12 protein-coding genes are annotated in these 12,121 nt (G+C 35.2%); 5 read left to right on the top strand and 7 right to left on the bottom strand.

Going from position 1 to position 12,121, the window contains the following annotated elements; all coding sequences use genetic code 11:
* The first annotated feature begins 24 nt into the window (after positions 1-24).
* Both B5P40_RS23215 and lsrF read left to right on the top strand, forming a co-directional pair.
* On the top strand, positions 25-387 hold the full coding sequence (locus B5P40_RS23215) for a cupin domain-containing protein (RefSeq protein WP_000909986.1): 363 nt from the start codon (positions 25-27) through the stop codon (positions 385-387).
* Between the two features lie 6 nt (positions 388-393).
* Positions 394-1,176 (top strand): 3-hydroxy-5-phosphonooxypentane-2,4-dione thiolase, encoded by a 783-nt coding sequence (gene lsrF / locus B5P40_RS23210; RefSeq protein WP_113709975.1) that lies wholly within the window; start codon positions 394-396, stop codon positions 1,174-1,176.
* Between the two features lie 166 nt (positions 1,177-1,342).
* Here the strand turns inward: lsrF and B5P40_RS23205 are convergent, their stop codons facing one another.
* A complete protein-coding gene (locus B5P40_RS23205; protein ID WP_016101165.1) occupies positions 1,343-2,125 on the bottom strand; it encodes a class I SAM-dependent methyltransferase in 783 nt (260 codons plus the stop codon).
* Positions 2,126-2,358: 233 nt separating this feature from the next.
* On the opposite strand from B5P40_RS23205, the gene B5P40_RS23200 reads away from it, so the two are divergent.
* Positions 2,359-2,961 (top strand): chorismate mutase, encoded by a 603-nt coding sequence (locus B5P40_RS23200; RefSeq protein WP_012261172.1) that lies wholly within the window; start codon positions 2,359-2,361, stop codon positions 2,959-2,961.
* 38 nt (positions 2,962-2,999) lie between these two features.
* On the opposite strand, the gene B5P40_RS23195 is transcribed toward B5P40_RS23200, so the two are convergent.
* The 5 genes from B5P40_RS23195 to B5P40_RS23175 all read right to left on the bottom strand — a co-directional run bounded on the left by B5P40_RS23195 (position 3,000) and on the right by B5P40_RS23175 (position 7,249).
* Positions 3,000-3,707, bottom strand: a complete 708-nt coding sequence (locus B5P40_RS23195; RefSeq protein WP_113709974.1) for a nucleotidyltransferase domain-containing protein — start codon at positions 3,705-3,707, stop codon at positions 3,000-3,002.
* Between the two features lie 180 nt (positions 3,708-3,887).
* Complete coding sequence (locus B5P40_RS23190; protein ID WP_000250787.1) at positions 3,888-4,325, bottom strand: VOC family protein; 438 nt, start codon at positions 4,323-4,325, stop codon at positions 3,888-3,890.
* A gap of 184 nt (positions 4,326-4,509) precedes the next feature.
* Positions 4,510-4,836, bottom strand: coding sequence for a heme-degrading monooxygenase HmoA (hmoA, locus tag B5P40_RS23185; RefSeq protein ID WP_002084853.1), 327 nt, complete (start codon positions 4,834-4,836; stop codon positions 4,510-4,512).
* A 97-nt stretch (positions 4,837-4,933) separates the two neighbouring features.
* The gene (locus B5P40_RS23180; protein WP_113709973.1) at positions 4,934-6,148 is read right to left on the bottom strand and encodes an MFS transporter; all 1,215 of its coding nucleotides are present in this window, start codon (positions 6,146-6,148) and stop codon (positions 4,934-4,936) included.
* A 57-nt stretch (positions 6,149-6,205) separates the two neighbouring features.
* On the bottom strand, positions 6,206-7,249 hold the full coding sequence (locus B5P40_RS23175) for an ArsR/SmtB family transcription factor (protein WP_113709972.1): 1,044 nt from the start codon (positions 7,247-7,249) through the stop codon (positions 6,206-6,208).
* A gap of 351 nt (positions 7,250-7,600) precedes the next feature.
* Here B5P40_RS23175 and B5P40_RS23170 point away from each other — a divergent pair, with 351 nt between their 5' ends.
* A complete protein-coding gene (locus tag B5P40_RS23170) occupies positions 7,601-8,092 on the top strand; it encodes a DinB family protein (RefSeq protein WP_113709971.1) in 492 nt (163 codons plus the stop codon).
* Positions 8,093-8,329: 237 nt separating this feature from the next.
* Here the strand turns inward: B5P40_RS23170 and B5P40_RS23165 are convergent, their stop codons facing one another.
* Positions 8,330-10,618: a glycoside hydrolase family 3 C-terminal domain-containing protein gene (locus B5P40_RS23165; protein WP_113709970.1), complete on the bottom strand. Its 2,289-nt coding sequence runs from the start codon at positions 10,616-10,618 to the stop codon at positions 8,330-8,332.
* Between the two features lie 226 nt (positions 10,619-10,844).
* Here B5P40_RS23165 and B5P40_RS23160 point away from each other — a divergent pair, with 226 nt between their 5' ends.
* On the top strand, positions 10,845-12,080 hold the full coding sequence (locus B5P40_RS23160) for a helix-turn-helix domain-containing protein (RefSeq protein WP_113709969.1): 1,236 nt from the start codon (positions 10,845-10,847) through the stop codon (positions 12,078-12,080).
* Positions 12,081-12,121: the final 41 nt, after the last annotated feature.

Raw genomic sequence — 12,121 nt, 5'->3', positions numbered from 1 at the left:
ACATTACATAAAGGAGTGAAATGTATGTTAAAAGCGAATGAAAATGATTTCTCCTATCGCTTCGGTGATAACGGGCCTAAATATTTAATACAAGGTCCAAATATCGATCTTGGCCTAGTCGTGATTCAACCTGGGCAAGAGTTTCAAAATCACTATCATACAACGTGCGAAGAGGTCTTCTATGCGTTAGAAGGCGAAATAGATTTCTATGTGAATAACGAGAGAGTTCCGATCAAACAAGGGGATGTCTTGCAAGTTCGACCTCATGAATCCCATTATCTTATTAACCATTCTGATAAGCCTTTTAAAGCTGTTTTTATAAAGTCACCACATTTACCAAATAAAGATACTGTACAAACTGAAAATCCAACATTAACGAAGGAGTGATTCCTAATGACTTGGGGATTTAAAAATCGATTAAACACAATTTTACCTGACGGCAGAGCGGTTATGTTAGCGATAGATCACGGCTACTTTTTAGGGCCAATTCACGGACTTGAACAACCGTTAGAAACAGTTAAAAACTTGCTCCCATATACTGATTCCCTCTTTTTAACACGAGGCGTATTAAGTTCCTGTATTCCTGAAAACTGCAACACACCGATGGTTATGCGTGTATCAGGCGGGGCAACTGTAGTAGGCAAAGATTTAGCGAATGAAACAATTGTTACACCTGTGAAAGAAGCAGTAAAACAAAACGCAATTGGCGTCGGCGTTTCTGTCTTTGTTGGATCAGACTATGAAACACAAACTGTTTCAAATCTCGCAAACGTAGTCTCTGAAGCTCACGATTACGGCCTGCCAGTACTCGGTATTACCGCCGTTGCGAAAGAACTACAAAAACGTGAAGCTCGCTTTCTAGCACTCGCCTCCCGCGTATGTGTTGAAATGGGGGCTGATATTATTAAAACGTACTACTGCGAAGGATTCGAAAAAATCACAAGCACATGCCCTACTCCAGTCGTAATCGCGGGAGGACCGAAACTAGATTCAATCGAAGACGCATTAAACATTACGTACAATGCGCTGCAAGAAGGCGCAATCGGAGTAGACATGGGCCGAAACATATGGCAATCCGAACATCCAACTGCGATGATTCAAGCGATTCATGGCATTGTAAAAAATAGATTGAATGTGAAAGAGGCGCTGGAACTATATAATGATGTGAAAAATTAATGTAAAAAGATGGACTATTTATTATAACGGGTTCAGTTAAGAAGAGTAACAATTGTTTTGACACTCAAACTACACAAGGAAAAGGATGGCAAGTGCCATCCTTTTTGACATACATTGAACTTTTACTGTTTTCAAGTTTCCTTCTTCGACTAACGAGCCAAAAATTTTAATCAACCTTTAACTTTATAGCTTTTGTAGCAATAAAAGTTTTAATATGCTTATCTAATATCCTTGTTCCACCAAAATCATCCTCGTAAAAACCCGTTATAACAAAACCAGCTTCAACCTGACCTTGGATTTGATCTTCTAGAGTATGTGCGTATTCTATTGTTTGATTTAAATTAATATAATCTTGAACTTCATCCTCTGGTAAATAATCCAATGTTGATGAAGGTATTGAATGTTTAACATCCAAAATACCTTTTTGTTCTTGGTTGTCATCAAAAATCCATAGTAAAGGATTTGTAAATCCAGAAATAAGAATACCTTTATTCTTTAAAACCCTTGAAATCTCATTCCATACAAGATGAACATCTTTTACAAACAAATTAGAAACAGGATTTACGACAATATCAAAATATTCATCTTCAAAATCACTAAGGTCTGACATATCTCCTTGTACTGTTTTTAAAGTTAATCCATCACGTTCCGCTACCATTTCATCTTGTTCCAATTGCTTCTTAGATATATCAGTAACTGTTACATCTGCTCCAGCAGCAGCCAGTACTGGTGCTTGTTGCCCTCCACCTGATGCTAAACAAAGTATCTTTAATCCCTCTAATGACTTTGGAAACCAGTCTCTAGGAACTGATTTTTCTGTGGTGACTGTGATTTCCCATTCACCTGATTTACTTTTTTCAATAACCTCACTACTTACAGGCTCAGTGTATCTAGAACCTTCTTCAACCTTCTTATCCCATGCATTACTGTTTTGTTGTGTAGTATCCATTATAATCATTCCTCCTAACTATCTAGTTGCATTTTAATTGTGACATTATTAACTATTTACACCCTTTGTCTATTAACCTGCCGATAGTTAATAAATGGTTTTCTATATTTATTTTAACACATAAACATCCTATTTTTCTAAATATTTAAATTAATTGATTATATTGTAAAAAATGAGAATTGTTTCAGTTATAATAAAATATGAAAACAAAATAAAGGAAAAGAGGAATGATTATGCAACGAATGCCTTTTGAACGCCCTACTGATCATTATGATGAACGCTTATCTTCTATTGATGAAAAAATTTGCTCTTTATTAAAAGAACGGAAAGAACTTTCGAATGGGAATCCGGGTTTCCCACCAGATGAAGCCATTTCTAATTGGGCAAAGCAGAACGGGTTATATCCCGATTATTTAAATTCATTATTCTCATCTATGATGGACGAAGATGAGTTTAAACCTCGCGTCGAACCGACTAAGTTTAAAAAACATATACCCGTTTTAAAAACTTATGAACATAAAGAAACTGTGTATACTGTAACCTTTATTCGTCAATATTCTAACGCTAGTGTAATTAATTTATATAAGGAATGGGATCCAAAAAACAATACACTTAATGAGAATAATACACATAGCCTTGTTGAATTATCGATAAATGATACATACGATTGCTGGGCAGAAGGATGGACTGGAACAGATGGACATACAAGTTACCAATTCGTCATTTCCCCTGCTCTTCCTGATAACCCGTCTGGTATTAGCTTTTTATTTACAGAACGTAGTATGCCTTTTTCGGACAAGCATGAACGGCTTGAATTTGAAATTAAGCTAGATTAGATTAAAATAACGGACATATTATACGGTTAATATGTCCGTTATTTTTTGTTCTCTAGATTCACTAAAACCCACTCAATCACGATAATTGCCGAATGAATACGTTCCTTCGTATCCCCTAAGAACACTTTATTAAGCAAATCATCAAAATTAGTCGGTCTACTAGGTAATGCTTGAATATACCTTAAAGCAGATCCAGCTGGAGGTGTTGGTCTGTTATTAATAACCCATATTCCCTCTAGCAATGTCCACATTGATGTGTGAACTATGTATGAAGCTTTTAACTCATCTTTTGCTTTCAAAGCAGCCTGAATTTTAATAAGCGAACTATGTAACCAATGAGAAATGCCTTTTACTTTATCACTAGAAACAGCATAATTTTCATAATTATGTTGAGCTATTTCCTTTAACCTTCTCAACTCACCGTTACTATCAAATAAAATTTCTCCTTCTAAAAAAGAGTATAATTCCATTGGATTATTTTTAAGGTTTAATTGAATTCTATTAAAATCTGCATACTTATATTCAATTAAAATACCTTCTCTCATTTCTGAATGAAAATCCTTCTTTTGTCCATTCTCTAAAAGAACATATACGTCTATATCGGATTCGGGGTATGCGTCACCTCTTGCGATAGATCCGATGAGCATTAACCCACTCACTTCATTCCTAGCGATATATTCATTTAGAATTTTATGTACTAACTCTTTATGGCTTTCATATGTAATAAATGAAAGATTTTCTAACATTTCTATCCTCCAAGTTATCGATCTATTCTTATAAGAATAGATCGATATTTCTCAGTTTCTAAAATAAGCAAACACCTTTTAAACGATATTGAATTATATTTTTTCTCATACATTTCCATTATACACACTGCTAATTTTACATACCGAGCTCTATTTTATTTTCACATACTTGTGAAATGCTTAGTCGCATTGCTTTCTATTAATTCTTTGTGCAATTGGGTGATCATCCTTTAGTTGCAGTAGATCCCATAAATTCCCGTATAAGTCCTTAAATACTGCAACAATTCCGTATGATTGCTCTTTCGGCTCTCTCACAAATTCTATTCCTCTTGAAATCATTTCATTATAATCTCTCCAAAAATCGTCAGTATTTAAGAAAAGAAATACTCTACCGCCTGATTGGTTACCAATAAAGGGCTCTTGCTCAGGTTTAGATGCCCTGGCTAGTAATATTGTTGTGCCGACTGAACCTGGAGGAGATACCACTACCCACCGTTTGTTTTCTTCTGGCTGATAAATATCTTCAACTAATGTGAAATTTAGTTTCTTTGTATAAAATTCTATTGCCTCATCATAGTCTTTTACTACTAATGCGATATGAACTATCGATTGAACCATTATTGTTCCTCCTAATCTTACTCACTGATCGAGTTTATATTATAACATTTCTAGTTTTAACTTATCCGTTAATTATTCTTACATCACATGCGAATCATTCTCTTTATTCAATATAAATAACCATCTATCAGTAAGCAGATAGATGGTTATTTATTCGAAAGAATATAATTAAACAAATGTATTTTTACGACTGTTGATAAGCCGATTTCGATGATTTCACATAATAAACTCCGTGCTCAACCTTAATGATATGATCTGGTTTTGGCTTACCGCGGCCCGCTCTATGTCCAGCTAAGTGCTCTTCACTCGTTTCCCAGTTCTTCCATGCTTCTTCCGATTCCCACCGAATCATAACTACAACTTCTTCGTCTCCACGTCTTACTTTTTTAACGAGAACACTTAAGTCGATGAATCCTTCAAATTTTTCAATAATGCCTTCTCCTGTGAAACGCTCTACAACTATATCTGATGTACCTTCTTTTACTGTAAATGTCTTCGTTTCGATAAACATATATTCCACTCCCTCTTTGTAATACGAATACTAGTATTCTTCTATTATAATTGATTATGATAATTGTTTTCAATTATAAAGTTTCAAATCTTTAGAATTATGCTGACTTCTCCTCAATCGCCTCATCTAAAAATTTGAAATACGGAAGCAATATTCCTATTAAAGAAGTGACACATATAATCGAGCCAATGATAAAGTATAGTACTCTCACTCCCCACATTTCACTCAGTATTCCCCCTATTAACACACCTAATGGCATTGCCGATCGTATGAAAAATAATCGCACTGAAAATACTTTTCCTATCATATTACTTGGGACAGTTTGTTGGCATATCGTCGTGTTATGAACATTGAAAAATGCAATACATATACCAGCAATTACCTCGATTACAATCGCAATAATAATACTATTATTTAAACCTAGTGAAATGTAAGTAAGGCCCCCTACGAATAATCCTCCAAGCATAAGTAATCTACGGCTTCTATACTTCACTTTCCCAACTAATATGGAACCAACTACATAGCCAAGTGGGAATCCTGCCATAAAATAACCGTATTCAGCATACCCTGCCGATAGTTCATCTTTAATATAAGGAAGATTCGTAACCATCGTTACTCCTACTCCAAATTGAACGAATGTTAGAAAGATACCAAGCCAAACGATAACTGGTTTTGTGAAAAAATATGTAAAGCCGTGAAGAAACTCTTCTAGCCACGTTTTTCGAAGTTCTTGCTTTATCCTCTTTTCTGTAATGAAAAGTAATAATCCTCCACTTATAAATAGACAAACGCACACAAAAAATAATGTAAGCTTCATTCCAATAAAATGAATGACGATACCACCTAATACTGGCGCTAGAAACATCATAAGACGAGTCATTCCATCTATATACGCATTTGCATCTTGAAGCTGCTCTTTACTTACAATGCTCGGTGTAATCGCTTGACTGGCGGGTGTATACAGCGGCGTAATGAGCCCTACTATAATTTGAACAACGTAAATGTGCCATACTTCTACACTGTTAGTAACTAGCATTACTAAAGGCAGTAAGAAAACAGAGGCCCGCATCCATTGCGAAAAAATCATAATCCACTTTCTGCTCCATTTATCAATATATGGCCCGCTTATAAGTTGCAGTATGAGTGACGGGATAAAATATAGTAACCACATGCTACTTAATGCTGTTTTTGATCCTGTTAATTCATAAACAAGAATTGAATTACATAACGTCCCGAAAGCCCCGCCTAATTCTGAAATTGCACTGCCAATCCACATAAAAAAGAATGAACGATTTTTCAATACACTATTCACTATAGCTCACCAACTTTTCTATTAAATTCCTCCCTTTATGTACATTCCCGTTGTATATTATCTATTCAAAAATGCATCTAATTCTTTCGCTAACGACTGTACTGCTTTCTTTCTCAATACATATTTTCCGTCATGAATATCTACTAACTTTGCTGAACGTAACAATTTCAAATGATGATGTACTGTCGATTTTCCTAGTTGTAATCTTTCCGTTATTTCTTGCAATGTACGTTCTTTTTCAAACAACATTTTTACAATTCGTAATCTCGCTTCATCCCCGAGCGCCTTATGTTTATGAACTAAAAAATAACTTGGTTCATACTGATCTTCCGGATGTATACTTTCATTTGCGACCGGATAATGAAACACTTTCGTATCTTCAATATCAGCTTCTATGTTCCACGGTCTGTACGTAATTTGCGGGATAAGAAGTACGTGATGCACACTTGGCTCTGACATATATATAACACCACCTGTAGCCCACTCGACAAACTCTTCCGGTTTCATCTTTTTATTCATTTCATTTTTCGCTTCATAATCTCGCTTTAATATAGAGAGCAGTTGCTCCTCTTCTTTCTTAATAACACCCTCATACCATCCTGTCATAACCGCGATTAAATGACCCTTTAGTTCTTGTACATCTGCATCACATATAAAGCCAATATAAGTAGAGAAAAACTGGTGATCATGTGTCAGTTCCTTTAATTCATGTATTGCAGTTACGTCTCCATTTGCTGCTAAACGTCTTTTTCCTTGATGCATTTCTCCTAAAAACGGTAAGCACACATATTTAAAATCTACTTCCGATAACGAATTGATATTGTGAACAAACTGAGATAAATCCGTAAAATCTCCATCATACAGTAACTGTAGCAACGCTTTCCACGTATTATGCTTCTCAACAAATTGTAAATGCTCTATCATTTCATGTGATAAAGATTGTCTAATTTCTTCCCATTCGCTTTGAGATTTTTCAAGCGTGTCAATTAACCTCTTATGAGTAATTGCCGCAATGCCAAGTGCGCATTCGAAAAGTATCGAATACTTCATTTGAACGTTGTATGTTTCCCTTTTTCTACTCGTCACGTGAAAGACTTCCATTTTATCCCCTCCTTATTTGCTATGTATTAAATTCTATATCCATCGAATTATACCTTCTAACTTTTTAGAATTTTAAAACTCTCTGAAACTTTATATTGCTACAAGTTTTTAAATTTAAGCTGCAGTTAATTTTCTTGTTCAACTATGAGGCAGGTTTATTGAAGAGAAAGGAGAATTTATTACGTTTATAAAAATGATTTTGAAAGCATAAGTTTATTTCTGCAATTACTACAACGGCGCCGTATTGTTCTTTTAAAAACTTCCAAACATCAATCAGATGATAAGTAGGTACGTTTCTAATTTCTCTAACACTTGTTGTTGGTCTATCTCATAGTTAAGGAGGCTATACGAATGAGTAAAAAAGAAATATTACAAAATGGAGTCAAGCAAGTTTTTTACGAAGAAGAATGGTACCCACCGATATCAGAAGCGTTAAAGAATCTTACTGCTGCACAAGCATGTTGGCACCCAGAAGGAACGGCCAGTAATACGATTTGGGAAAATGCAAACCATTTACTAATCTTTAAAGAGCGCTTACTTTCCCGCTTACATCAAGATGACACATTTGTTGCTCCACAAAATAATGATGACACGTTTGTCCAAGGTGGACCTAATGATGATGGTGCTTGGCAACAAACAGTGAAGCGAACGCTCCAAGTACATGATGCCTTACAATCTTCATTAACATCCCTTCAAGAAGCAGAACTGGATCAACCAAGTCCGTCTCTACCAGTTTGGCAACAATATATGAATATCCTATTGCACGATGCATATCATACAGGTCAAATTATACAACTTCGTAAACTCCAAGGTTCATGGCCATCTCATCGTTCATATTTATAAGCAACGATTAAAGATGATAGATAAGCATATGATTCTTCATTTAGCAAAATAAGCACGCAAAAAAGCAAATGAGATTCTAACTCTCATTTGCCTTTTTGCGTGCTGGAGAAACATCCTGCAATGAATTATTAAGCTTAATTAATATTCAACAAAGAATTTTCAATGGATAAAGTAAAACTTTAATTAGGCATTTCCGGGCCATTATCTCCCGCCTAACTTCCTCGCATTCGCCGCTTATCAATTCATCTGCGCATCGTTCAATATCCCAATTATTTCACTTAACATTTCTTCTGTAAAAGCACCTGCGCTAAAGTTCACTAATGCTCGTAATGGCATATAGTTCAGCATAGCGTCCATCATTTCAGATGCATCACTATCCCCTTCAGTCATACTACCAAACGGACTGTCTTTTAATGCTTTTTCCATAAGCCCTTTTGCGATTGGTGCTAAGATTGGGTCCGTAAATATGTCCCCAAGTAACGTATTACGATGCACTGGTTTTTGAGTTATAGTCGTTGATTGAACATACATGCTATCATGTAAAACGATCTCTTTTGAAGACTTTCCTACTAAAATCTCAAATTCACCTGTTTCAACATGCCAGTCCTTTAATTCAACATTATAATAAGCAAATGATCTTTTATTTAAAGTAAAGCTAACCGTTTTTTCTTCTCCCGGTTGCAATTCTACTTTTTCAAATCCTTTTAGCTCTTTTTCAGGACGAGTCATACTGCTTTCAACATCTTTTATATAAAGCTGAACAATTTCTTTCCCTGCTCTACTACCAGTATTTTTCACGTTCATACTGATAGAAACAGTGTCCGTATCCGTTATCTCTTTCTTATTTATTGAAAGATTACTATACTCAAAATTTGTATAGCTTAATCCAAAACCAAATGGGAACAACGGTTCAATATTTTTCGCATCGTAGTAACGGTATCCGACGAACACACCTTCTTTGTATTCCACTTTGTCCCCTTCACCAGGGAAGTTTAAGTAAGAAGGATTATCGCTTAACACTTTCGGGAATGTTTCCGCTAATTTCCCGCTTGGATTCGCATCACCAAATAATATATCGGCAATCGCCCCGCCTAATGCTTGGCCACCTAAATAGCCTTCAAGTATTCCTTTTACTTTACCTATCCATGGCATTTCAATTGGAGCACCGTTACTTAAAACTACAACGATATTACTTTGAACTTCAGCGATAGCCTCAATTAATTGCACATGATTTTCTGGCATTTGTAAATGCTTTCGATCAAAGCCTTCAGATTCATAACGATCTGGAAGTCCAACGAAAAGGACCGCTGTATCTGCTCGCTCTGCTATTTTTTTTGCTTCATTAACCATGCTTTCATTTACATCATCACTTGCAATGTCATAGCCTTGGGCAAATAATATGTTCGTTTTTTCACCTGATACCGTTTCAATTTCTTCGAGAATACTTTCAAGATTTGTTGGATTAATATGAGAGCTTCCGCCACCTTGAAAACGTGGTTGCTTTGCAAATCCTCCAATTACTGCTACCGTTCCCTCTTTTTTCAGCGGAAGAATGGAAGCTTCATTTTGTAACATAACCATACTTTCACTTGCAACTTCTCTTGCAAGCTGATGATGCGCGTCCTTACTATACACAGCGTTTTCTAATTGGTTATCATAAGCTTTAAAAATAATGTAAAGAAGACGCTCTGCCGCTTGATCAAGCTTTTCTACAGATAGCTTACCACAGTTAACTGCGTCGACAATTTTCTTCTCACCAATTCCAAAGCTTGAAGGCATTTCTAACTCCAAACCGTTAGCTAAACTTGCAACACGCTCATTTACTGCACCCCAATCAGAAACGACAAAACCTTCAAATCCCCATTCATCTTTTAAAATATCATTTAATAGATAGTTATTTTCCGAAGCGTATTCACCATTCACTTTGTTGTAAGCGCTCATTACTGTCCAAGGCTGTGCTTCCTTAATAACATCTTCAAAGCTAGCAAGATAGATTTCACGCAATGTTCTTTCATCAACAATTGCATCTACAGACATTCTACGATGCTCCTGATTATTAGCAGCGAAATGTTTTAATGACGTTCCAACCCCTTGACTTTGTACACCTTTAACATGGTTTGCAGCCATTTGTGATGATAAATATGGGTCCTCTGAAAAATATTCAAAGTTTCTTCCGCATAGCGGCGAACGTTTAATATTTGCACCTGGTCCAAGGAGAACTCCTACATTTTCAGCCTGACATTCTTCTCCTAATGCAACTCCTACTTGTTTTATTAATTCTTTATTCCATGTACTAGCTAACCCTACTGCTGAAGGGAAACAAGTCGCTGGAATACTGTTATAAATCCCTAAGTGATCTGCTCCCTCTGCCTGTTTTCTAAGGCCGTGTGGTCCATCAGTTACCATAATTGAAGGAATTCCTAATCGCTCAATCCCTTTTGTATTCCAAAAGTCTAATCCAGAACATAGACTTGCCTTTTCTTCTAATGTCATTTGTGAAATGATTTTCTTAATATCCCTTTTCATGATAGCCCTCCTAAAAAATAATTAAGTAAACGCTTTCTTAATGTTATTATAGTTATTATTTTTTAGATATTATGGTATATTTTTTAGAATAATGGTAAAAATTTTATCTGATTATATTTATGGTTATACCGTACTCTCTTTCGCTCTTATTTTAAAACCTTTGCTTAGGAGAGGATTTTAACTTGTACATATATAGGCCAATGTTTAAAGAATAGAGGTTAAAATAATGAATTGCTCCAAACTTGAAGATTTATATTATATTTGTAAGTTGGTCTTTGACATACATAAAACACCTATCTTTTTCATTGATAACAAAGGGGATTTGGCATTTGAAATCTCGCCCCATTTTCAGCATAACCCATTGTATTCTTCAAAAGAGGTGTTACTTAATCAAGTATTTAGAGAAAATCCTCCCTATACTTTTCCAGTACTTGAAGAGACTGCCTTTCTTGAAAATTTTTTCTCAATTAACTTACGTTTAAACGATCAACTTAGCGGGAATATCCTCGTTGGACCAGTCCTTTATTCCAGGTTATCAGAAACCTCAATTAAAGGAATCGTTAATGATCTTCAACTAAAAATAGACAAAGAGGAAATGATTCGCTATTATCAATCTCTCCCTGTTTTAAGCAATTTACAATTTTTAAATATAAGCATGGTTCTTTATTACATGCTGTATCAACAAAAATTAGACATTGCTGATATTTTGCAAAAAAATATACTGTTAAAAAAGGATGATTTTGAAATTGAACAGCCCGCTATACATATATCGGAGCAACGTCAAAGTACACTAACTCATATCGATCCACTAGTTGAAAGGAAAATATTTGAGTGTATTAAAGAAGGAAAAAAGGATGATTTAATTAAAAATCTAAAAAAATTACCTGAATCAGGAGATCTTGGGGTGTTGTCAAAAACAAGCCACCTGCGAAGCCAGAAAAATTCTGCCATCGCAGCAATTACACTTGCGACAAGGTCGGCTATAGATGGCGGACTATTCCCTGAAATTGCATATACCCTCAGTGATTTATTAATTCAAAAACTCGAAGAAATAAAAAAAAGTGAAGCCATTTCCCCATTTTTAGAGAATGCTTTACTTGAGTTCTCAGAACAAGTTAAAAACGGGAAAATGCAAAAACATTTAAAGCCTATAAACATATGTCAAAATTATATATTTACTCATCTTTACGAAGATATTACACTATCCCATCTAGCAGAAATAGTCGCATTAAATCCTAGTTATCTATCTTCCCTTTTCAAAAAAGAGGTTGGAATTTCATTAGGCGAATATATTCAGCGCGCTAAGATAGATGAGTCAAAAAGCTTAATGACCTATACAAAACATTCTATATCAGAAATCTCCACACTATTAAATTTCCATGACCAAAGTTATTTTACAAAGGTCTTTAAAAAACATACTGGTATTTCACCTAAACAATTTAAAAATGGATACAGTTATTAGTTTAGAAAATTTCATCATACTTCCAATAATTGTTGTCCTTC

This window comes from Bacillus sp. SRB_8, assembly GCF_003264205.1.
Taxonomy (GTDB): Bacteria; Bacillota; Bacilli; order Bacillales; family Bacillaceae_G; genus Bacillus_A; species Bacillus_A mycoides.
The sequence above is the reverse complement of the archived record's forward strand: the minus strand, read 5'-3'. Positions and strand labels throughout refer to the sequence as shown.